General features: G+C 33.6%; 19 protein-coding genes. 8 read left to right on the top strand and 11 right to left on the bottom strand.

The window, feature by feature from the left end; all coding sequences use genetic code 11:
• Together CGEO_RS02840 and CGEO_RS02835 are read left to right on the top strand one after the other, a co-directional pair.
• Positions 1-4101 (top strand): response regulator, encoded by a 4101-nt coding sequence (locus tag CGEO_RS02840; RefSeq protein ID WP_075540257.1) that lies wholly within the window; start codon positions 1-3, stop codon positions 4099-4101.
• 11 nt (positions 4102-4112) lie between these two features.
• A complete protein-coding gene (locus tag CGEO_RS02835; RefSeq protein WP_075495089.1) occupies positions 4113-4493 on the top strand; it encodes a response regulator in 381 nt (126 codons plus the stop codon).
• 34 nt (positions 4494-4527) lie between these two features.
• Here the strand turns inward: CGEO_RS02835 and dnaJ are convergent, their stop codons facing one another.
• Complete coding sequence (gene dnaJ, locus CGEO_RS02830; protein WP_075540258.1) at positions 4528-5631, bottom strand: molecular chaperone DnaJ; 1104 nt, start codon at positions 5629-5631, stop codon at positions 4528-4530.
• A gap of 118 nt (positions 5632-5749) precedes the next feature.
• On the opposite strand from dnaJ, the gene CGEO_RS02825 reads away from it, so the two are divergent.
• From CGEO_RS02825 to CGEO_RS02810, 4 genes are all read left to right on the top strand, one after another.
• Positions 5750-6421: a response regulator transcription factor gene (locus tag CGEO_RS02825; protein ID WP_075495085.1), complete on the top strand. Its 672-nt coding sequence runs from the start codon at positions 5750-5752 to the stop codon at positions 6419-6421.
• On the top strand, positions 6418-7710 hold the full coding sequence (locus CGEO_RS02820) for an ArsS family sensor histidine kinase (protein ID WP_075495083.1): 1293 nt from the start codon (positions 6418-6420) through the stop codon (positions 7708-7710). Before CGEO_RS02825 ends, CGEO_RS02820 begins: the two co-directional genes overlap by 4 nt.
• Positions 7707-8279, top strand: a complete 573-nt coding sequence (gene recR, locus CGEO_RS02815) for a recombination mediator RecR (RefSeq protein ID WP_075495081.1) — start codon at positions 7707-7709, stop codon at positions 8277-8279. The genes CGEO_RS02820 and recR overlap by 4 nt, the downstream gene beginning before the upstream one ends.
• A gap of 825 nt (positions 8280-9104) precedes the next feature.
• On the top strand, positions 9105-9521 hold the full coding sequence (locus CGEO_RS02810) for a hypothetical protein (protein ID WP_172658064.1): 417 nt from the start codon (positions 9105-9107) through the stop codon (positions 9519-9521).
• An 891-nt stretch (positions 9522-10412) separates the two neighbouring features.
• Here the strand turns inward: CGEO_RS02810 and CGEO_RS02805 are convergent.
• From CGEO_RS02805 to CGEO_RS02790, 4 genes are all read right to left on the bottom strand, one after another.
• Positions 10413-11234, bottom strand: coding sequence for an SDR family NAD(P)-dependent oxidoreductase (locus CGEO_RS02805; RefSeq protein WP_075540259.1), 822 nt, complete (start codon positions 11232-11234; stop codon positions 10413-10415).
• A gap of 81 nt (positions 11235-11315) precedes the next feature.
• Positions 11316-12758 carry a pyruvate kinase gene (gene pyk / locus CGEO_RS02800; RefSeq protein ID WP_075495077.1) on the bottom strand — a complete coding sequence of 481 codons (1443 nt, stop codon included), beginning with the start codon at positions 12756-12758 and terminating at the stop codon, positions 11316-11318.
• A gap of 45 nt (positions 12759-12803) precedes the next feature.
• The gene (locus tag CGEO_RS02795) at positions 12804-13502 is read right to left on the bottom strand and encodes a class I SAM-dependent DNA methyltransferase (RefSeq protein WP_075540260.1); all 699 of its coding nucleotides are present in this window, start codon (positions 13500-13502) and stop codon (positions 12804-12806) included.
• Positions 13499-14848 carry an FAD-dependent oxidoreductase gene (locus tag CGEO_RS02790; protein WP_075495073.1) on the bottom strand — a complete coding sequence of 450 codons (1350 nt, stop codon included), beginning with the start codon at positions 14846-14848 and terminating at the stop codon, positions 13499-13501. The genes CGEO_RS02795 and CGEO_RS02790 overlap by 4 nt, the downstream gene beginning before the upstream one ends.
• A gap of 274 nt (positions 14849-15122) precedes the next feature.
• Here CGEO_RS02790 and CGEO_RS02785 point away from each other — a divergent pair, with 274 nt between their 5' ends.
• Positions 15123-15329, top strand: a complete 207-nt coding sequence (locus CGEO_RS02785; RefSeq protein WP_075540261.1) for a hypothetical protein — start codon at positions 15123-15125, stop codon at positions 15327-15329.
• A complete protein-coding gene (locus tag CGEO_RS02780; RefSeq protein WP_075540262.1) occupies positions 15329-17122 on the top strand; it encodes a biotin/lipoyl-containing protein in 1794 nt (597 codons plus the stop codon). The genes CGEO_RS02785 and CGEO_RS02780 overlap by 1 nt, the downstream gene beginning before the upstream one ends.
• Before the next feature lie 39 nt (positions 17123-17161).
• On the opposite strand, the gene CGEO_RS02775 is transcribed toward CGEO_RS02780, so the two are convergent.
• The 6 genes from CGEO_RS02775 to CGEO_RS02750 form a co-directional block, all read right to left on the bottom strand.
• Entirely contained in the window at positions 17162-18121 is a 960-nt protein-coding gene (locus CGEO_RS02775) for a hypothetical protein (protein WP_075495069.1), read from the bottom strand.
• Positions 18115-18774, bottom strand: coding sequence for an ABC transporter ATP-binding protein (locus tag CGEO_RS02770; protein WP_075540263.1), 660 nt, complete (start codon positions 18772-18774; stop codon positions 18115-18117). The genes CGEO_RS02775 and CGEO_RS02770 overlap by 7 nt, the downstream gene beginning before the upstream one ends.
• Complete coding sequence (locus tag CGEO_RS02765; protein ID WP_075495067.1) at positions 18771-19940, bottom strand: ABC transporter permease; 1170 nt, start codon at positions 19938-19940, stop codon at positions 18771-18773. The genes CGEO_RS02770 and CGEO_RS02765 overlap by 4 nt, the downstream gene beginning before the upstream one ends.
• Positions 19933-20217 carry a hypothetical protein gene (locus CGEO_RS02760; protein WP_172658063.1) on the bottom strand — a complete coding sequence of 95 codons (285 nt, stop codon included), beginning with the start codon at positions 20215-20217 and terminating at the stop codon, positions 19933-19935. The genes CGEO_RS02765 and CGEO_RS02760 overlap by 8 nt, the downstream gene beginning before the upstream one ends.
• Positions 20210-21295 carry a nitrous oxide reductase accessory protein NosL gene (locus tag CGEO_RS02755; RefSeq protein WP_075540264.1) on the bottom strand — a complete coding sequence of 362 codons (1086 nt, stop codon included), beginning with the start codon at positions 21293-21295 and terminating at the stop codon, positions 20210-20212. The genes CGEO_RS02760 and CGEO_RS02755 overlap by 8 nt, the downstream gene beginning before the upstream one ends.
• Before the next feature lie 691 nt (positions 21296-21986).
• The gene (locus tag CGEO_RS02750; protein ID WP_075495062.1) at positions 21987-22787 is read right to left on the bottom strand and encodes an OmpA family protein; all 801 of its coding nucleotides are present in this window, start codon (positions 22785-22787) and stop codon (positions 21987-21989) included.
• Between the last annotated feature and the right edge of the window lie 6 nt (positions 22788-22793).

The raw sequence follows: 22793 nt of genomic DNA, 5'->3' as shown, positions 1-22793 counted from the left end.
ATGAAGCTAAATACAACGACTACGCTGAAGTTAATTACTGGTATTCCAGTACTTATAATAGTTGCTTTGATTAGTTATAACTTATACCAGTCTTATAAGAACTATCAAGTAGCTAACAGGCTCAACATTCAAACACAAGATATATCGCATCTTGCTAAGTTAATTGATGATATAGGAAGCGAAAGAGGACTTAGCGCTATATTTTCAGGAAGTAATGGTAAATTTGGCGGTGGTGAAGTACTAAAGAAACAAAGATTAAATGTAGATAAATCTATAAAAACTTTTGAAGATTTCTATACTAACTATGATACCAAACACGAAGATATCATATCATTTATAGAAAAACCAATTGTTCCAAAAGAGATGACAAACATCATAACTTATGTAAAACAAATCACTCAAGTTAGACAAAATATCGATAGTTTAAAAATTGATTTTAACGATATTTTCTTTAAATACTTTAGAGAGATAGATAAAGAGTATATAAACTACCTAAAAAAGGTACAAGATAATGCGATAACCCCAGAGATTTCATTCTTGGTTGCAAACTTGATACTATCATATGAAAGTGTTGATGCATCAGCAGCAAAAAGAGACTATGTATCGTCAATCCTCGCTTCAAATAGAGCTTTAACAGAAAAAGAGTTAAGATATTTAAGGGATTTAGATAACAAGAGTTCATTCTTATCTTATGATACACTACCTAACTCAGATACCAAAAAATCTATCCAAGCATTAATGGCATCACAAGAGACTCAAGATATCATAGCAAACGCAAACACTATCAATGCTCAAATTCAACAAGATGCTGTTTCTGAAGAGTATAGCGTAACATTTGTTGAGTGGTTTACGGTAGTAAGTCAACAAATTGCTGTAACTAAAAAAGTTATGAAACAAATCGATGAAGAGCTTAACAAACAAACAGTTGCCTATAAAGAAAACATTCAAAAACAACTTACCTTTGCTGTAGGTATATGGATACTATCTTTGATACTATTCTTAATCTCACTTAGAGTTATTAGCAAATTCCAAAAGAACTTAGAAGAACTTGATACAGTTTTAAATAGTATAGGCTCAATATCTAACCAAGATATAAAAATAGATCTAAGAACTTCAGAAGGTATCACAAGAGCCTACTCTATCATACAAGATGCGGTGGACGTTATCGCGATGCAAAAAGCAACCGCTGAAGATGCAAATAAAGCAAAATCAATCTTCCTTGCGAACATGTCGCATGAGATAAGAACTCCACTAAATGGTATTATAGGATTTACCGAGTTACTTAAAAATACAGACCTAGATGAAGAAAAACGAGACTATGTTGATACCATAGAAAGAAGTTCTGAGAACCTACTAACCATTATCAACAATATTCTTGATGTTTCTAAAATTGAAAGTAACAAAGTCGAACTTGAAGATATTTTATTTGACCCTATTTCAGACTTTGAAAGTGCTATTGAAATTTATGTTGCAAAAGCTAGTGAGAAAAATATCGACTTACTATCTTATATCGATCCAAGCTTGGTAAATCACCTATATGGCGATGTTACTAAGATAAAAGAGGTTTTAATTAACCTAATGAGTAACGCGGTTAAATTTACTCCAGAAAACGGTACTATTTTTGTTGAAATATCTCGTCAAGAGTCTAAAAAAGATAACGAGGCAATCATTAGCTTTAGCGTTAAAGATAGTGGTGTTGGTATAGCAGAAGATAAACTAGAAAACATCTTTAATGCATTCTCACAAGCTGACTCTACAGTAACTAGACAGTATGGCGGAACAGGTCTTGGACTTACAATTTCTTCAAAATACGTTTCAATGATGGGTGGTTCACTTCAAGTTGAATCAACCGAGGGAGAAGGCTCAACATTCTTCTTTACACTATCATTTAAAGAAACAGCAAAAACAAATGCACTTAATATATATCAAAACATCAAAGGCAGAAGATTTGCTATATTAACAAATTCACCAGCACACGCTTATAACGTTATCGCTCAAAAATACATAGAGTATATGGGTGGATATGTCAAGCTATTTGATAAAGATGATAACATAGATAGAACTCACTCTGATATATTGATAGTAAGACTAGAAAACTACTCAATGCTAGATAAAAATGTAGATATTCCTATTGTAATTAGTGCAAAACCAAAAGAACTACAAGTACTTAGCATAACAGATGCAAACATCTACACATTATCAGAACCTATGAACGTTACTAAGATACTTAAACTTGTTGATAAGATTGAAAAAGCTGGAAAACTATCAACTTCATCTAGCAAAGAAGAAAGAATAGTCTCACCAACAGTTAAAACAGTACAAAAAGATGAGATAAGACAAAGCGTTGCTAAACAAGAAGCTTCACGAGTAGGCAAGCCAGATTTAAGAGATATCTTAAAAGGTAAAGATAGCACAGAAAAAACACATAACATTATCGATACTCACGAGCTAGATCACGAACTTGAAAGAGAGATACAAGCAAGTCTTGATGATAAAAACACAAAAGATATCAAGATAACTCCTTTAGATATAGATACAAAAGAAGCTGATGAGTCTCCACTAATCCTTGATTTAGACGAGTTAGATGCTATTTTTGAAAAAGAGCCTGAAAAAGCAAAAGAGCCAGTACCTGTAAAAGATACCAAAATCGATGATAGCATTGATGAGCCGATTCATATAGATACTTTTGATGAAATTAAACTTGAAGAAGAGCCTATCCGTATAGAGACTCCAGTTGCCAAGAAAGAGCCTGTATATGAAGAAGTTATTCAAGAAATTGTTACTCCAAAAGTAGAGCAAGTCATCAAAGAGACTCCTAAACCTAGAGCGCCTCAAACCAAAATTATCGAAGAGACTATAATGGTTGATGAAGTCGTTCAAGAAGAGGTAGAAGAATTTGAAGAGGTAGAAGAAACTGTAACTGAGTATGTAGATCAAGAAGTTGAAATTGAAGAGGAGATTGAAGTTCCAGTGGTTGTAGCAAATGCAGCTGCAAGTGGCGATTCTGATGATCCTTTAAAAGCTACATATAATGCAAATATATTGATAGCAGAAGATAACGAAATCAACCAAAAGCTTATAAGACACACATTAAGCAGCTTTGGTATGAATTTAACTATAGTAGAAAACGGACTATTAGCACTTGAGCAAAGAAAAGAAAATGACTTTGATCTTATCTTTATGGATATCGCTATGCCGGTTATGGATGGTGTTGAGGCTACAAAACAAATCAAACTATATGAAGAGACAAACAACCTCCCACACGTTCCTATAGTAGCCGTTACAGCAAACGCACTTAAGGGCGATAGAGAGAGATTTATGTCTCAAGGACTTGATGAGTACTGCACAAAACCGATTAAAAAAGATATCCTAGCTAGCATGCTAGATACATTTATATCGGATAAAAGAGTTGGCGCAGGCGGAACAACAACCACAACTAAAAAACAAAAAGTTAAAAAAACAGTTGTGCAAAAAGTTCCAAAAACTGTCATCAAAAAAGTTTTAAAACCAAAAATCGTTCTTAAAGATGTTGTAAGACAAAAACCAGTTGTTGTAAGAAAAGAGGTATTAATACCGCAAGATGATATTGTTATAGAAGAGGTCAAACCAAGCAAACCTATTTATGAAGCTCAGGTAGTCGAACCTAAAGTTCAAGCACCTGAGAAAAAAGCTCAAATAGTTGAAGATAAGGTTCAAAGCCAAGCTCCAGCCGTAGAAAAAACAGCAGAGAAACAAGATATAAATTTGGAAAAAAGAGATGTGCTAGTTTGTAAAAAAAGCAGACTAGAAAATAAAATTTTCAATAGCATCTTAAAACAACAAATAGATAAAATAGACACAGCAGAAAGTATGGATGAACTTTTGGATTTGTTAAACAAAAACTCATATAAGTTAGTTTTAGTAGATTACAAAGTTCCAAATTTCAGTCCTTCAGCTCTAAACGATACACTAAATGAGCAAAATAGTTCTAGCACAAGCACGATTTTGTTTGCGAATTTAGATAAGGATGATGTTGGATCGCTAGAAAGACAGTTCACAGAGGTAGCAAGTAGTAGCATAAACAAATCTACCCTTGAAAATTTAGTTAAAAAATATATATAAGGTAGATGAATATGAGAAAAATAAATATACTTACCATTGATGATGACTTTATAAATTTAAAGCTCTTAGAAGCGATGTTAAAAAGCCATGAATCAGTCGGAGAAATCATCAAGGCCACAAACGGTCTTGATGGTCTAAATATCATAGATCAAAGAGATGATATAGACTTGGTGCTTTTAGATATAGTTATGCCAGTTATGAATGGTCTTGAGTTTTTAGATAACTTAAAAGCTAGAAAAAATGCTTTTTCAAAACCTGTTATTGTTATAACAACAGATGAAGCCGTAAAAAGAGAGGCATTTAACAAAGGCGCAAACGACTTTTTAACAAAACCAATACTTAAAAAAGTATTATTAGAAAAGATAGATAAACTTATAGTAGACTTTGAATAATTTTAATTTATCGCCCTTTTTTGGGCGATAAATTCTACTTAAACCACCCTTTTATTTTATCAAACAAATTTTCTTCTATAACACAATTACTCTTTATACCAAAACTATCTTGAAGCTCTTTTAGTAGTTTTTCTTGTTGTTCATCTAGTTTTTTTGGCATTTTGATTGAAACTTGCAGTATAAGTCTTCCCATCTCTTTGGTTCTTATATTTTCAATACCCTCTTTTTCTAAGACAAATTGCTCTTTATCTTTTGTTCCAACATGAAGTCTTAGCTCTTTTTCTCCACGCAATGTTGGTATCAGAATACACTCACCAAGCATAGCTTGAGTTATAAATACAGGAATTTCTACATAAACATCATCGCCATTTCTTATAAATTTATCATCTTCTTTGACTATTATATTGACATATAAATCTCCATATTCGCCAGTTTTTGATAGATTTCCTTTGTCTGCTATTCTGATTTTAAGTCCAGTATCAACACCTTTTGGGACATCAAATTTAAAGCTGATTTCTTCCTCATCATATCCAAGCCCATGGCATTTTTCGCACTTTTCTTTTATGATTTGTCCGCTTCCTTTGCAGTATGGGCAGGTTTGGATATAGTTCATAAAGCCTCTACGCTCGCTGATTTTACCTCGACCACCACAGTGTGGACAAGTAGTTTTTTTGCCATCTTTTGAGCCAGAACCATTGCAAGTTTTGCATGGAGTTTTAATCTTATATTTTAACTCTTTTTGCACCCCAAACACAGCGTCTTTAAAATCAACTCGTAAAGATATCTCGACATCAAGCGGATAGTTATCAACGCTTTTTGGTTTTCTTGATTCTTGAAAACCGCCACCAAAAAATGAACTAAAAATATCCCCTAAATCAAAATCCTCAAAGCCACCAAAACCGCCACTTGAACCATTTAATCCAGCTTTTCCATATCTATCATAGATTTCTCTTTTTTCTTCATTGCCAAGACATTGATAAGCTTCGTTTATCTCTTTAAATTTATGTTCAGCCTCTTTATCGCCTTGATTTCTATCTGGGTGATACTTCAATGCAAGCCTTCTAAATGCCTTTTTTACCGTTTCATTATCGGCATCACGCGAAATTTCTAATACTTCATAATAATCAATATCAACCAATGCATATCTCCAAATTAAATTAAATCAAAGTCTTTATTTTACCTAAAATCTTTGAAATATTCATAAATCTTTACAAATTTAGGTTATAATTGCAAATTAGTTTACGAAAGGATTTTATATGATTAATGTTTTAATGATTGAAGATGATTACGAATTCGCGCAAATTTTGTCGGAGTATCTAATTAAATTTAACATAAAAGTTACAAACTATGAAGACCCATATTTAGGATTAAGTGCTGGTATAAAAAACTATGATTTACTCATACTAGACCTTACTTTACCAGGAATGGATGGCTTAGAGGTATGTAAAGAAATTCGCGAGAAATACGATATACCTATCATCATCAGCTCCGCTAGAAGCGATGTTAGCGATAGAGTCGTAGGACTCCAAATAGGTGCAGATGACTATATGCCAAAACCTTATGATCCAAAAGAGATGCACGCAAGAATTATGAGCTTGATTAGACGTTATAAAAAAACAGCTCAAGTAGATGAAAATGTTGTAGATAGTATATTTAGAGTTGATGAGAAAAGACATGAAATTTTATACAACGAAACAGCCTTGGTTTTAACTCCAGCTGAGTATGAAATTTTAGAATACCTCATCAAACAACACAGCTTTTCAGTTTCACGCGAGCAGTTAGTTTATCACTGCAAAAGCCTTAAAGACAAGGACTCAAAAAGCTTAGATGTTATAATCGGTCGTTTAAGATCAAAAATCGGCGATAGCTCTAAAAACCCAAAACACATATTTTCAGTTCGCGGAATAGGATATAAACTTATAGGATGAGATACTCGCTAAGTACTAAAATAGGCATGGTTTTCGCCATTGCCTTTACTTTGGTTTGTGTTTTGTTTGTTACATTTGGAATGATGCAAACTAATCAAGCATTAGATAGGATGAAAAACTCTCAGTTAAATTCTATTAGCTATCTTTTAAATTTATACGATAGAGCTATACCTCCTCAAGATATACAGCAATATTTTAAAAATTTTAACCTTGAAGTAGTTAAAGATAAAAATTTAGTTAGCAACGTCCTTTCTAGTGGAGATATGGTTTTTACAAATTTAACTCCAGTGGGTGAGTTTATCTCGATTCGCTACCACAACAGTCTATTTTTGCATATAAAAAATCAATCTTTTAATGTAACTTTTGAAAGTATTGGCACAAAGAATTTAAACGATCCGCTTTGGGTTGGGTTTTTCCTTACTATCACGCTTTTAATATCTTTGTATCTGTCTGTTATGCGAAGCCTATCGCCTCTTAAAAAACTTAACAACAACATCAAAAAATTTGCAGCTGGAAATTTAGAGATAGTTTGTTCTGAAGTTAAAGGCGATGATGAAATAGGCGAACTTGCAACCGAATTTGATAATGCAGTTTCAAAGATTAGAGAGCTTGTGAGATCTCGCCAGCTTTTTTTACGAGCCATTATGCATGAGTTAAAAACTCCTATCGGAAAAGGTCGTATCGTTTCAGAGATGATAGATGATGAAACGCAAAAAGCAAGGCTGATTAATGTTTTTGAAAGACTTGAAATTCTCATAAACGAATTTGCTAAAATCGAGCAACTTTTAACCAAATCTTACTCTCTAAACTATCAAGAGTGCCATTTAAGCCTTATACTCGAGCAGGTAAAAGATCTTTTGATGCTCGATGACTGGGATAAAAAGATTTTTGTTGATTTAAAAGATGATGTGGTTATAAACGTTGATTTTCAGCTTTTTGCCTTGGCGATAAAGAATTTGATTGATAATGGGCTAAAATATTCAGATGATAGAAAAGTAAATATCATCTGTACTAAAGAGAAAATTTGCATACAAAATGTCGGCAAACCGCTTGCGATGTCAATTGAGCATTATAAACAAGCATTTATTAGAAATCGAAACGAAAAGGTCTCAGGAATGGGACTTGGACTATATATAGTTGATAAAATTTCATCTATGCATAAATTCTGTTTTGATTACTTTTATAGCGATAGCACTCATAACTTTGTGATCGAGTTTAAACAATGCGCTAAAAGTAGCTGTGAAATACCAAAAAAAGGCAAATTTCTTAAAAAAAGAAAAGATAAATGAGACAAGGTATAAGCAAATTTGATGATTTGGTTGCCTGCTTTGAAAAACTGCCCGGAGTTGGCAAAAAATCGGCTTTGAAATACGCTTATCACGTTAGTTTGGTCGATTCTTTCTCTGGGCTAAATTTAGCTCACAGTATAGAAGATGCGGTTTCGTTTTTAAAGCGTTGCCAAAAGTGTGGTGCTTTAAGCGAGAACGAAATTTGCGATATTTGCGCTGATTTAGATAGAGATAGATCTTTAATCTGCTTAGTAGAAAGCCCGAAAGATCTGCTTGTTTTAGAACAAAGCAAAGTTTATAATGGGCTTTATTTCGTGCTTGATGATGTAAATAATGAAATCGTTGAGAAGCTTCGCTTAGCTATAAAAGAAAATGGAACTTCAGAGGTGATTTTTGCGCTAACTCCAGGCATTAACAGCGATGGGATTATGCTTTATATCGAAGATAAGCTTCAAGATTTTAATCTTCATTTTAGCAAAATCGCACAAGGAATTCCAACTGGCGTTAGCCTTGATAATGTCGATATGCTCTCTTTGATGAAGGCTATGAGCAGTAGGATGGATACATAAACCTTATAGCTTTTGATGCTAGTTTGATGTTAAAAGCTTGCTGTTTTGATATAATTTTAGTTAAATTTTAGTTTGTCGAAGTGTTAAAGTAAATGCGAAAATAAATCTCATTTTTTATAACTTTTAATAATAAATTTAGTTACTTTAATAATAAATTTAAAATACTCTCGCGATTTTTAAAAACTCTTATAAATTTAGATTTCTGCTTTGTAGCTTACAAAATTTACATATTGCGTTTGATTATATAATTTAAATTTGGATTAGACAACATACTTTTTAATAAGCTTAAAACTTACTCAAAAAACCGGTATCATAAAAACATAGTTTTAAAGGCGGCAATTAAAGCGCAAAATTTATTTTTTAAATCATCTTAAAAAATATATCATTTTATAACCGCACAATCTTTTACTAAACTTTAACGCAGTAAATAAATGTGATTTAAACGTAGTAAATTTATAGAATTTTGCGCTATATTTTGGCTGATTTAAGATACTGCGCGCGGTTTAAATGTAATATATTTGCCATATAAAATTTTATTTATGTGGTCGGTGATAGGAATTCTTACTACACTATAAAAGCGAATTTATAGCATTAAACATCTCTTTATCATCAAAGTTTACAAGATTGTTAAATCAAATTTGATTACACAAAGTTACTAAATTTAACATCATTTTTCAAAAATGTAGCAAATAACTCTTATCTCAAAATGTCATAAATCTTAAATTTAATATAAAAATGTTTTATAAATTTAGCTAAAATTTTAATTTTTCGCACTTAACTAAATTTTTACAGCTCGCTTTTAAAAACAAAAATTTGCTTTAAATCATGACTTCTAACAAATTTTATAAACTCACAACTCAAACTCGGATTTTGGATTTTGGATTTTGGATTTTGGATTTTGGATTTTGGATTTTGGATTTTGGATTTTGGATTTTGGATTTTGGATTTTGGATTTTGGATTTTGGATTTTGGATTTTGGATTTTGGATTTTGGATTTTGGATTTTGGATTTTGGATTTTGGATTTTGGATTTTGGATTTTGGATTTTGGATTTTGGATTTTGGATTTTGGATTTTGGATTTTGGATTTTGGATTTTGGGTGCGTGGTGCGTGGTGCGTGGTGCGTGGTGCGTGGTGCGTGGTGCGTGGTGCGTGGTGCGTGGTGCGTGGTGCGTGGTGCGTGGTGCGTGGTGTGCGTGGTGTGCGTGGTGTGCGTGCGATTGGGTTGAGTTGGGTGGATTAAAAACCAAAATATCTTTAGAATTTCTCTAAATTTATACTACGATTTTAAATTCTATATTATAAAAGTCAAAAGTCAAAACAAACTAAAAAATAAAAATAAAGGTCAAGAATAAAAAAATAAAAAGTCAAAACAAGCTAAAAAAGATAAAAAGTGATAAATCTTATATAGAATGTAAAAAAGTAAGAAGTGGTAAAAATGGGTTTAAAAGTGCGATTATAGCGTGATTTAAGAGAAAAAAAGCAAGGGAAAAAATAAGAACTTAAAATGCGAATTTGGGCAAAATTTAGGCATTTTTTTGCAAAACTACGTAAAAACTTCAAAAGTCATTCAAAAATATTTCAAAATATTTTCAAATCTTCAAAAAATAGTTCAAACCGCCTTAAATGCAATTCAATAGATTTTTATATCTATGTTAAATTTATATTTTGACTCTGCTTGCTACAAATATTAACAATAAATATATTGTTTGATTAAGACACATATTAGCGATTAAGGAACGTTGTTAAGGCTTACAGACGTCTAACGGACAAGTATCATTATCACTAACAAACATTTTTTAAGGCTTAAATGAGATTTTACAATGTAAAATTTGCACTGTATAGTCGGTGGTTTGGGTGTTTTAGTAAATGGTTGGGAAAACTGTAGCGATGGTGGCTATACTACCATTGCTTACCATCGCTGGATTGAGGGACATATTAAGAGACATTTTTATCACTAACAAACATTTTTTAAAGATTAAGTGAGATTTTACAAAAGCTAAAAATAAAAGTCAAAAACAAACCACCACAACAATCACATTTTAACTCACATCAAGCTAAATTTATACACCAAAAGCTAAACCGCGAGTCCTTAAAGTCCTTCTCAACCTAAAAGTTCAAATCCAATCTAAGTTTAATCTCCAGCTTTTATAGCCAACCTATCAAAAAGTTTTGTTGGCAAGAGCTTTTTTAGATACCACATCAAAACAGTCGGAGTCGTGACTTGATATCTAGCCTTGACATTTTTATCTTCCATCGCCCTTTTAAGAGCTTTTAAAACCGCAAATTCACTTAGCTCAAATTTTGTTTTTTCTTCGCTTTCAAGCCTTTTAAGCGTTTTTATATAAATTTCTTTATGAAAGCTTGAATGTATATCGATATTTTCTCTAAATTTAGCCAACGCATTTTTACGAAAATCGCTTGTTATTGGACCTGGCTGGATTAAAGCTACTTTTATGTTTGTGTTATAAAGTTCAAGCCTTAAAGTATCGACTAGCCCCTCCATAGCAAATTTACTAGCATTATACGAGCCTCTGTAACTCATCGCTACAAAGCCTAAAATCGAGCTATTAAATATAACCCTACCACTTCCTTGTTCTCTCATAAGTTTTAAAATTTGATTTGTCAAAAAAATCGCCCCAAAGAGATTCGTATCAAACTGCTGCCTAAGCAAACTCATCGTCAAATCCTCAACGGCTCCTGGTTGGGCGTATCCTGCGTTGTTAAACAAAAAGTCTATCTTATCTGTTTGTGTTTTTACCCACTCAACAGCACTTAAAATGCTCTCTTGATTGCTTATATCAAGTTGAAAAGCATTTAGTCCCTCATCTTTTAGTCTTGCTACATCTTTGGCTTTTCTAGCGGTTGCTAGTACATTATAACCATCTTTTTTAAGCTCTTTTGCGCAGACATAGCCTATGCCGCTTGAACAACCAGTTATTAAAATAGTTTTCATACTTTCCTCTTATGCAAAAATTTAGTATAAATTTTAAAATTTAACCACCTAAATCGTTTAAATTTAGGTGGTTTTTGTAGATTATATATCAAGATAGTAGCGAATTTGATCTTTTTTGAGAATTCTTATATAGTTTGTGCTTCCTGCAACGCCCGTTGGAAAGCCCGCTGTGATAACGTAAGTTAGTTCATCACTTATAGCGCCTTTGTTATACAGATCTTTTATGATATCAGACACAAGCAAGGTTACCGCATTTTTTGGTTTTACCAAAACTGGTATAACGCCCCACGCAAGGGTTAGCGAGTGAGCTGTTTGCTCATCGTGGGCGATAGCTAGAATTTTGATATCAGTTCTACTTCTTGCCATTTTTATCGCTGATTTTCCAGAGCCAGTGATAGATAAAATCCCTTTAGCCTTAAGTCTAGTTGCAAGCAAGCAACTACTAGATGCGACCATATCGGTTTCATCGTAAAACTCATAATTATCAAATTTATTATACGGATATATTTTTTCAACCTCTATTATGGTGCTAGTCATAGCCTTAACAACCGCGACTGGATCTTTTCCAACAGCGCTTTCCTCACTTAGCATAACTGCGTCTGTTCCATCTAAAACCGCATTTGCCACATCGCTAATCTCAGCTCTTGTCGCACGGTCATTTTGAGTCATCGAAAGCATCATTTGAGTTGCTGTGATGACTGGCTTGGCTTGTTCGTTTGCTTTTTTGATTATCATTTTTTGGATATTTGGCACTTCATAGTATGGCACTTCTATGCCTAAATCCCCTCTTGCAACCATGATACCATCACTTACTGCGATAATCTCATCGATATTTTCAACCGCGTCAAACTTCTCGATTTTAGCATAAATTTTAGCAGTGCTGTTAAAGCCTTTTAAAATTTCTCTAACTCTTAAAACATCATTTGCGTGTTGCACGAACGATACAGCGACAAAATTTACTCCATTTTTAGCGCCCCACTCTAAGTCTTTCATATCTTTTTGAGTGATGACATCGATATTTATCTTTGTATTTGGGAAATTTACACCCTTGTTTGAAGTAAGAATTCCACTATTTTCAAGCACAGCTTCAACGCTATCCCCGCTTGCAAAAACTACCTTAGCGCGGATACTTCCATCGCACAGATAAATATACTCGCCCTCTTTTATCAAAGATAGAATTTCTGGGTGGTTTATGCAAATTTTATATGTTTTTTCATCGATTTGCTCACCATCGATTTTTTCTTTTACAAAGATAAGTTTATCGCCAGAGTGTAGCTCAAACATACCATCAAGCTTGCCAACTCTGACTTTTGGTCCGCTGATATCTTGAAAAACGCCGATTCTAATGCCTTTCTTTGCTTCTATATTTCTGATTTTATCTAAATTTGACTTGTGATATGCGTGATCTCCATGGCTAAAGTTCATACGAAAAGCATTAACTCCTGCTAGAACTAAGTTTTCTATAACTTCTTCTTTATCGCTTGCTGGTCCTATGGTGGCTAAAATCTTTGTTTTTTTTATCATATATTTTCCTTTTTATTTTTTGTAATTTTACCTAAAAAACAATAACTATTTGGCTACTTTTTTAAAAACAAAAAGTAGTTTATCGGCTTTTGTATCGCTATATAAATTTAGCTCTTTTACCCTATATAGCTTTAAATTTAAAAGCTTTTTAATCTCATCTTTTTTGTGATAAAACTGAATGATGCGATTTTGAAATTTAGCAAATTTATCACCACTTTTTTCAAAAAGTATCATCTGTGTTTCTAGGCAGTTTCCATCAAATTTCGCATCTATTATAAGGTGATTTTGATTTTCATCGCTTTCGTAAAGCAGCCCATTTGCGATATCGCTAAAGCCAAATTTGGTATTGATATCAAATATAAAGTATCCGTTATCGTTTAAGATATTTGGAATTTTTGATAAAAATTCTTTTAATTCAGCTTTATCCATATAGTTTAAAACATCAAAACTAGCGGTGATTAAATCAAATTTTTCATTAATCTCATCTAAGCTAACGCACCTTGCATCAACGCCTTTTTTGCAAGCTTGAGCTACCATATCAGCGCTTTTATCTATGCCTATAACGCTAAATTGCTTTGCTAGTTTAAGAGCGAAATTTCCGTTTCCACAACCAAAGTCAAGTGCTTTAAAACCGCTAAATTTTAAGCTTGAAATCTCATCTAAAAAAATCTCATAGAGTCTATCGCAAGCTTCATTTAGCCCTATAATAGACTCAATTTTTGCGTAAAAATCAAGCGATGTCATATTTTAAGTAGCTCTGCGTTAAATTTAGTTTCATCAAATGTTTTTCCTATATATTCGCACACTGTTTTTACATCTCTTAACGCATTTCCAAAGCAACTTGTAGCACCTGGACTTGGAGTCATATTAAAGATAATGCCAGTTCCTGGGTTGATAGATGCTTCTCCTAGCATAAGTTTTTTGTTTGTTTTATCTAAAACTTGAGGTCTAACCCCACCAAATCCTTTAGCAAAATATATATCCTCGCTTTTTAAAGATGGTATGATTTTTCTAGCATCTTTTACAAACAAATCAACATTTATACCCGGAATCTCAAACAAAATATTTCTAAAAAGATAGTTTCTAATCTCGCTATCTTTTAACAAATCCCAAAAAATACCAACTATCTCGCCACTAAAATTCAAAGTCTTTAGATACTCTGGAAAGCTTTTTAGTCCATGATATCTCTCTAGTTTTGGTAAAGGAAGCGCTGTTGGCCCAAAGCGAGTGCAACCATCAGCCATGATATCAGGATCTCCATGAAGTGCGGCAAATGGGAGTTTTGGGTTTTGAACCATGTAAACCTTGCCATTTAAAAGTTTTTGTTTAGTTAGATAAAAACTTCCTGCCATCGAAAGACAACCCATATCCTTTCCATATCCCATTCTATGGGCTAACCAAAGAGAGTGAGCTCCAGCATTTACTACAACAAAATCAGCACTAATAGCTACTTTATTTTCTGTTTTTAAGTAAAATTTTTCTCCAACTTTTTCTATACCTAAAACTTCTGTGTTAAAAAACACATCACAAGTTTTGTTTGGTTCATTTTGCGCATTTTGCGCTAAAGATACAGCCATAGCGCCAAAGTCTATAGTCGTATAAACTCCGCTTCTACAACCCATAGCAACGATATCTTCTTCTCTTGGAGTGCCATCTTCTTTAAAGATAATTCGTGGCTCAATCTCCTTTAACTTCTCTTTATCAAAAAGTTCTAAGTATGGATAAAGTGTTTTAAACTCTTCATATCGTTGTTTTATAAACTCAACCTCTTTATCTCCTACGCCCATCGCCATTTTTTGACCTTGAAATAAAAATTTATTTTCATAGCCGTGCATTAGTCCGTAGTTTACTATCATATCTGCTGTTGGTTTGACTTTTTTAGCTTTTTCGTAAGTGTAGTTTGTCTCAATATCGCCTGAATGGATAGTTTGAGAATTTGCAGTTGCTTTTGTGTTTAAAGTAGCCAGCCCCTCGTATTTTTCTACTAGTGCGATTTTAGTGATATCTGTGTATCTAGCCAACTCATACATAAGCGCAGTGCCACTTATGCCACCTCCAATGACTGCAACTTCATAATGCTTCTCTTGCATGAAAAATCCTTTTTGCGAATTGTTTTAAATTTAGTCTCGAATTTTATTCATTATTCTCTTAAAAGCTGGTTACAATTTTGTTGCGAATTTAAAATTAAGCCTAAATTCACATAAATTTATACAAATTTACACACCTAAAAATTTGTTTGTGTAAATTTTAGATATATGACATTTTTTTCAGCTTATTTAATGCAAAATTTAGTTAGAATTTTTTATGATTACTCAAAATCAAAGGAGCTTTATTGATAAATCTTATAGCCAAAGGTGTCAAGTCATGTTTTTAAACGTAACATGTGCTGCGTTTTTGCTTTTTACTTTAGTAGTGATTATGCTAAATTTAACACACTTTTGCGCAACTAGATTTATCTTGCAAACACAAAATTCACACTTAAAATTCGTATATAAAAAGAGATTAGATAACCCAGTTGCTGTAATCATTTCAGCTATTAAACACTTTAAAATTTCAAAAAAAGGTAGATAATGTCAAAGAAATTTATAGATATAATGGACACCACTTTTAGAGATGGATTTCAGTCCGTTTTTGGCGCAAGAGTGCTTATGGATGACTTTCTTCCCGCGGTTAGCGCGGCGAAAGATGCGGGTATAACTCACTTTGAGTTTGGCGGTGGAGCAAGGTTTCAAAGCCTATATTTTTATCTAAACGAAGATGCTTTTGTTATGATGGATAGGTTTCGCGAGGCCGCTGGTGAAAATGCAAATTTACAAACCCTATCTCGTGGCGTAAATACAGTCACACTAGATACTGGAAGTAAAGAAATCGTAGATTTACACGCAAAACTCTTTAAAAAACACTCAACAACAACGATTAGAAATTTTGATGCGTTAAATGATGTTGAAAATTTAAAATACAGTGGCGAACGCATAGCGGCTCATGGGCTAAATCACGAAGTGGTTGTTACTATGATGGATTTACCTCCTGGATGTGTTGGAGCGCATGATGCGGCATTTTATGAGAAGACCTTAAGAGAAATTTTAGATAGTGGAATTCCATATAGTAGTGTTTGTTTTAAAGATGCAAGTGGCACAAGTAGCCCTGAAAAAGTGTATCAAACTATAAAAATGGCTAGAAAACTCTTACCACAAGACACTCACATCAGACTTCACACTCACGAAACTGCTGGAGTTAGCGTAGCTTGTTATCTAGCAGCACTTGAGGCTGGTGTTGATGGAATCGACCTTGCAGCTCATCCAGTAAGTGGTGGAACAAGCCAACCAGATATCTTAACAATGCTTCATGCGGTTAAAGGCAAAGGATATGACCTTGGTGGGCTTGATGTTGAGCGAATTTTAAAGTATGAAGAGGTTTTAAATGATTGTTTAAAAGACTACTTTATGCCGCCAGAAGCAACTCAAGTTAGCCCACTTATACCATTTTCTCCTATGCCAGGAGGTGCGCTAACTGCAAACACTCAGATGATGAGAGATAACAACATACTTGATAAATTCCCAGAAGTTATCAAAGCTATGCGTGAAGTTGTCGAAAAAGGCGGATATGGCACGAGCGTAACTCCTGTTAGTCAGTTTTACTTCCAACAAGCATTTAACAACGTGATGTTTGGAGCATGGAAAAAGATAGCTGATGGATATGGCAAGATGGTGCTTGGATACTTTGGAAAAACTCCAGTTAAACCAAACGAAGAGATTATCGAACTTGCAAGAAAACAGCTAAATTTAGAGCCTACTACAAGACCTGCGATTGATATAGCTGATGAGGATGAGAAAAAGTCTGTAAAATACGCAAAAGAAATTCTTGAAAAAGAGGGAATCGAAACAAGCGAAGAAAACATCTTCATCGCCCTAGCGTGTAAGGAAAAAGGTATCGCTTACTTAAAAGGCGATGGCAAAGTTATGGTTAGAAAAGGTGCTCAAGAATCAAACAAAACAAAAGCCCCACAAAAAGACTCTGGCGCTTATACTGTAGTTGTAAATGGACAAAAATACAACGTTCAAGTAGCAGTTGGACATAACTCAAATATCGAGCTAAAAGATATCCAACCAGCAGATGAGAACTCATCTAAACCAGCTATAAACACAGCTACTTCTAGCTCAGATATAGCTGCTGGACTTTCTGCTTCTGTGTTTAAAATTTTAGTAAAACCAGGTGAGAATGTTAAGAAAAATCAAGTAGTAGTAGTGCTTGAAGCTATGAAAATGGAAATCGAAGTCGTATCTCCAAATGATGGCACTATAAGCGAAGTTTTAGTATCTCAAGGAGATACTGTAGAGACTGGACAAGTTTTAGTCAGACTTTAAATTTAGCCTAAAAAGCAGATAAAAGTCTGCTTTTTAGCTTTATAACCAAACTCCATGTTTTATATAATAACTCATCGGATAGTAGCTTAAAACCGCCACTAAAGCCGAGTTTGCAACCATAGAAACTCTATACCAGTAGTTTGGAATTTTCACATCCAAAAGCTCCATTATAAAGACAAAAAACCCAGGAATCGTCCCTATAAAGATAAGCGCATAAATCAGATACCCAACATACCCATAATCAGCTTGAAGCATACAAAACGGGCATTTATGCGTAGGAAGTTCATAAATATAAGGCGAGAAAAAGCGGATAATTGCATAAATGCTAATTAGCATAAAACTTAGGCTAAACATACCAAGCAAGATATCTACCTTAAAATACGCCCATATAAAATTTAGTATAAAAAAAGCGTAAAAAAGCCCTAAAATAAAGCCATTCGTATGCCAAAAAGCAACCTTATCAATACTACTAGCAGCAAAGATATCGCTACAACAAAGCACAGCAGTATCAACCCTAATCCCAGAAAAATGGCTAAATTCTAAGATAAATTCAGCCAACAAAAGTATATAAATAGGTATAAAAAGCTTAAATTTAGTCTTTAAAAATTTAGAATTTATAGTTTTGCCATCTTCGTGATTTACAAGCAACCATCCGCTTAATAAAAAGAGATTGAATATCTTTAAAACAAGCATATAAATTCCCTCAGGCGTGGCATCTACGATACCAACAGCACACATCGCTCCAGGCACAAGAGATGAAATGCTATCCATAGTCCAAACAAAAAACAAAAAGAGCGGAATTTTAACCATGAGTATAAAAGATATGATTGTAGATACTAGATAGCCTTGTTTGCTTAGCTCATACTGATAGCTTGTGGAGATGTTTTCATCATATTTTTTAGCGATGATAAATGAAAAGAAAAATGCGATTGTCCCAAAAAATATCACAACTCCCTCAACTATCAAAAGCGTTATGATAAAAGGCGATAACATTAACATAAACTATCCTTTCTCATATCAAAGCCATTTGTCGCTATGTCGCTTTCTAACAAAAACGGGTCGTGCGTTGAGATAAGCACGGTTTTACCGCTTTTTTGCATATCTAAAAAATACTCAAGCAGCTTTTGACTAAGCGCTTTATCTAAATTTGCTGTTGGCTCATCGGCAAGTATGATAGATGGCTCGTTTATCAAAGCTCTTATGATAGCAACTCTTTGCTGCTCGCCACCAGAGAGGTTTTTAGCCATTGTTTGCGTTTTGTTTGTGAGTTCAAATTTAGCTAAAAGCTCCTTTGCAAACTCCTTTTTATCGCTTTTATCTGGAACGGTTGGCAAAAGTATGTTATCAAAAACGCTAAAAGTTGGTATAAGGTTAAAATTTTGAAAGATTATGCCTATATTTTCTCTTCTAAATTTAGAAGCAAATTTTAAAGATAGCTTAGAAATGTTTATATCATTTATAACAATTTCTCCAAAAGTTGGTTTATAAAGCCCAGCGATTAACGCTAAAACCGTGCTTTTGCCACTTCCGCTAACTCCTTTTAAAAAAAAGATATCTCTATCTTGCACGCTAAAGTTTAGCTCTTTTATAGCGCAAAACTCGCGTGGAGTGTTTTGGTTAAAAACCTTAGTTATATTTTTTAACTCTATCATCTTATCACCTCGCCAGCGTCTGCTACTGCTATCTTCCATGAAGGTATAATACACACTGCTACATATATCGGAATGGTTGCGAAAAATATCATCATCAAGCTTTTAAAGTCAAGTACAAATGGAAGTTCAAAAGGCTGTTTTAGGCTAGAATACCCGCTAAATACATACTTTAGTCCAGGTGCTTCTAAAACATAGACAAAAAATATCGCCATCGCCACGCCTATAACAAAGGCAAAAAGCGATAACAACAACGCCTCCATAAGCTTATAGTTTATAATATGAGAAATCTCCCAGCCAAGAGCTTTTAAAATGCCGATTTCTTTCTTTTCTTCGCTTCTAAGCCCACTTGCCTTATCATATAAAATGATAGCAAATGTCACAAAAGCGGTTATTAAAATCATCAAAAACCAACCACTTTTATAATCATACAAAAACTGATAGTTTTTAAGCATTTGGCTTTTTGTCGTTAGCTTTAGCGTTGGGTTTGCTATATGAATTTTATCAGCTATAAAATCCACTTCATTTGGGTTTGCTATCCTCATCATCGCATCTGTAAAATACCCATCTTTTATGCCTAGAATTTTCCTTGCTACGCTCTCATCAAGCAAGATTATATCGTTATCTTCAAGTGAGTTATCAAATTTCAAAACCCCACCAGCTTTAACACTGATTAGGTTGTTATCTGGAGTAAAAAACGGCACGCTTCCATACATTTTGATATCATTTTTTAAAAGTTCATAAACGCTTTTAGAAGTTATCATCAGCGGTGGCGTTTTGTTTTCTGGAAATGTTTGTGCGATATCTTTTATAGTTTTTTCATAGTAATCAACAAAACTCTTAACCCCAAAAATAGATAGATAAATTTTCTTAGTCTCGAAATAATACTGCCCCCACACTCGCCCCTCTATCGATGAAACTCCAGGAATTTGCCAAAATTTATCAAGCACATCTGCTTTTAAAAGATAGCTTTTGCCACCATAGTTTTCTTGTATCAAGATATCTGGAAACTCTTTTGAGATAGTTTTATACTCGTAATTTAACGAATTTGTTATAAAAAGCACACTTGAAAGAAGCCAAACTAAAAAACCAAATATCGTTATGATAACTAAATTCTTATACCCATGCCTGATAATTGATGCTAGGGTATACTCAAAAAGATTATTCATTTTTAAACCTCTTTTCATATCCTGAGTTTATAAAACTTCCCATTTCGCTTTCTCTAAATGCTGGATGATACGAGAAAACATCGCTGATATCGTGGTTATACGGATGTCTTAGGTAAGGAGTGTTTATATAAAAAGCAAAACTGTTTAAACCAGTTAGCCTAACAAGCTCTAGTTTTGAGTATAGATTTTGCTCTTTTTGTTTTATATAGGTGATTTCGCCTACTAAAAAAGCCAAAACCAAAAGCACAAAAAGTCCAAATTTAGCCACCCTACTCACAGCTTGCTCCATCTAGTTTACATAAAATCATAGGCGAGATTTCGCTAAATTTAACTATATCAGTTCCCTTGTGATCTAGCTTAAACGCCCTTGCATCTTCTTCGTTTTTAAACGGGATTAACTCATGTCCCATAGGTCCTAAAACATCGCTTCCAACGACATAAAACGCCTCTTTTGCATCAAGTGGATGTTGCGTGTAGTAGTCGCTAACTAAAGCTTTAGTAAAAAACTTCTCGCCGTTTTTTACGCTAATGCCAAATTTAGCTGGATTATGTAAGAATTTCATCATATCTTTTACTCCATCAAAGACTTCGTAACTGTCATCTTTAAGATAAACTTTAGCCGCCCAACGAGGGTATTTATAGACAAACATCCCACAAACCGGACATCTATCTTTATCATGGACCTCTATCTTTTGCTCTTGCTTAGCGCTAAGCCGCCCCTCTTCCCAAAGATATATTGTGACAAACTGGGCTTTTCGCTCATCGATATCTTTGCATTTTTTAAAGATATCTGCTTTTAGCTCATTTATCTCTTTATACTCAAGTGGCGAGATTTTTTCACATAAAGCCTTATAAATCCGCTCTCCCATAGGATAGAGTCGCTTTTGCTTTTTGATATTTTCTAACTTTTGCGCTTTGTTAAACTCATCAAATGCCATGTCAAATGCCATGTCAAACCCAACTATCTTGCCACCAAATTTAGCCTTAAACTCTTTTGCATCTTCTTCGTTTTTAAACGCTAGTTCAAGCCCTAAATTTGAGCTTACAAGATAAAAAGCGCTGTTTGCGTCTATTAGCTCTTGGCTTTTTGCATCGACTGCTTTTATGGTTTTAAAAACGATATCAACTTCTTGGCTATCGGTTGCTAGCTCACCTAAGGAGCAGTACTGTTTGATTTCTTTGCTGGTTGTTGATACGATGTGAGAAGTTTTGTAAGAATTAGCTATTTTCTTAGCACTAAAAGAGCAGAACTCTTTTTTCTCTCCACTTTGAGCAAGAAATGGCGAATTTGTAGCTTTTATCTCAAAAGAATTTGCTAAATTTAGTATCAAAAAAATGGCTAAGAAATATCTCATTTTTACCTCAAAAGCTTAGATAAGTCTTGATTTTATAATAATTCTAGTTAAGAAATGGTTAAAAATTTATCTTCAAATTTGGTTTTAAAAAATAGCTAAATTTCATATAGATTTAGCCCAAAACAAGACTTTAAATTTAGCTTAAATTTATATGTTTTAAATTTAGTTTATAAGACAATTGTCGCTTTATCTTTTAAAGCAGCAAGAATTAAATTTTTAAAATACCAAATTTCTTTTAAACGCTAAATTCACTACAGATTAAATTCAGAAAAAAGTTCTTTAAATTTTCTTTTCAAGCTCTACTAAATCATCTATTTATTTAAAATTTAGAGCCAAAAAGGATTTGAAAAAACAGTGTTAAATGGGGTTTAAAGTATGATTTTAAAGTGTATTTATGATTTTAATATAGCAACATTAAACAAACTGTGTTTATCAAAGTATGATTTAAAGCACGGTTTGGAGTGAAATTAGAATTTTAAAACATCTTATGAAACGCAGTATTAAAGCATATTTTTAAGTGACGATGTTAAAAATGCCACTTAAACTAACTATCGAATTTACTTATCTTACTTAAATCTCTTTTAAAAAGATAAGTAAATTTGAAAATTGATTTTAAAAATAGCTTAAATTTAAGTGCCAAATTTATACTAAAAACTACCCAAATTTACTAAATTTAGGTAGTTTTATAAATTTATTGTTCGATTAGTGTTACGTTTGCACGGCGATTTGGTGCTAAGCATTTGATAAGCTCTTTTCGTGGCATATCTTCACAAATAACCATTTGAACGCTCTCGCCAAGCCCATCAGCGCTAATAGCTTGTGCTGGTATACCACCAGCTATGAACTCGTTTTTCACGCTATTTGCTCGTTTTTTAGAAAGTGCTAAATTTGCCTCTTGGCTTCCTATCGGATCAGCATAGCCTACTATCTTGATATCGGCGACATCTGACATCTCTATAGCTTTTACTAGCTTTGCGATTTGCGCTTTTCCCTCTGGGCTAAGCTTTGCACTTGCAAAGTCAAAAAGCATATCAGTGCTAAACTCATATCTAGAGCTTTCTTGAACTACTGCTAGTTGCGTTGCGCCACCGACTATATCAGCGCAACTTTGCGGTTGCCAAAAGAAACTTCTAGCTGTGTAGTTTGAGTCATACACGACTTTAAACTGACAAAACACATCTTGCTCATCTGCGCTTTGCTTTAGGTTAAACAGATAGTCCCACTCAACGACCGCATACAAGCCCTCTGCGAAGTGTGGATGTCCTAAAAGTCCTCTTATCTCATCTTTGTTCATACCAACTTGAACTTTTCTTAAATCATCTATAGATGGGTATCTTCCATCATCACTCCATGTGCTGTCTGCTTTAGGAAATTTTACTTCATCTTGAGTCATAATCCCATCTTTTGGGACTCTATCGCTCACTTTATACATACAACCGCTAAGCAGCAAACCAGCCAAAGCCAACCCTATAAAAGTTGCTAATTTTCTCATTTATAT

It is taken from the genome of Campylobacter geochelonis, assembly GCF_013201685.1.
GTDB classification, from domain to species: Bacteria; Campylobacterota; Campylobacteria; order Campylobacterales; family Campylobacteraceae; genus Campylobacter_B; species Campylobacter_B geochelonis.
The sequence above is the reverse complement of the archived record's forward strand: the minus strand, read 5'-3'. Positions and strand labels throughout refer to the sequence as shown.

Bases quoted from the DNA above. Each gene is read 5' to 3' on its own strand.
- CGEO_RS02840 (WP_075540257.1), top strand. From the start codon at position 1: ATGAAGCTAAATACAACGACTACGCTGAAGTTAATTACTGGTATTCCA.
- CGEO_RS02805 (WP_075540259.1), bottom strand. From the start codon at position 11,234: ATGAAAACTATTTTAATAACTGGTTGTTCAAGCGGCATAGGCTATGTC.
- CGEO_RS02770 (WP_075540263.1), bottom strand. From the start codon at position 18,774: ATGATAGAGTTAAAAAATATAACTAAGGTTTTTAACCAAAACACTCCA.
- CGEO_RS02785 (WP_075540261.1), top strand. From the start codon at position 15,123: ATGTTTTTAAACGTAACATGTGCTGCGTTTTTGCTTTTTACTTTAGTA.
- CGEO_RS02780 (WP_075540262.1), top strand. From the start codon at position 15,329: ATGTCAAAGAAATTTATAGATATAATGGACACCACTTTTAGAGATGGA.
- CGEO_RS02810 (WP_172658064.1), top strand. From the start codon at position 9,105: ATGACTTCTAACAAATTTTATAAACTCACAACTCAAACTCGGATTTTG.
- recR (WP_075495081.1), top strand. From the start codon at position 7,707: ATGAGACAAGGTATAAGCAAATTTGATGATTTGGTTGCCTGCTTTGAA.
- CGEO_RS02825 (WP_075495085.1), top strand. From the start codon at position 5,750: ATGATTAATGTTTTAATGATTGAAGATGATTACGAATTCGCGCAAATT.
- CGEO_RS02765 (WP_075495067.1), bottom strand. From the start codon at position 19,940: ATGAATAATCTTTTTGAGTATACCCTAGCATCAATTATCAGGCATGGG.
- CGEO_RS02790 (WP_075495073.1), bottom strand. From the start codon at position 14,848: ATGCAAGAGAAGCATTATGAAGTTGCAGTCATTGGAGGTGGCATAAGT.
- CGEO_RS02775 (WP_075495069.1), bottom strand. From the start codon at position 18,121: ATGTTAATGTTATCGCCTTTTATCATAACGCTTTTGATAGTTGAGGGA.
- CGEO_RS02835 (WP_075495089.1), top strand. From the start codon at position 4,113: ATGAGAAAAATAAATATACTTACCATTGATGATGACTTTATAAATTTA.
- CGEO_RS02750 (WP_075495062.1), bottom strand. From the start codon at position 22,787: ATGAGAAAATTAGCAACTTTTATAGGGTTGGCTTTGGCTGGTTTGCTG.
- CGEO_RS02820 (WP_075495083.1), top strand. From the start codon at position 6,418: ATGAGATACTCGCTAAGTACTAAAATAGGCATGGTTTTCGCCATTGCC.
- pyk (WP_075495077.1), bottom strand. From the start codon at position 12,758: ATGATAAAAAAAACAAAGATTTTAGCCACCATAGGACCAGCAAGCGAT.
- CGEO_RS02755 (WP_075540264.1), bottom strand. From the start codon at position 21,295: ATGAGATATTTCTTAGCCATTTTTTTGATACTAAATTTAGCAAATTCT.
- CGEO_RS02795 (WP_075540260.1), bottom strand. From the start codon at position 13,502: ATGACATCGCTTGATTTTTACGCAAAAATTGAGTCTATTATAGGGCTA.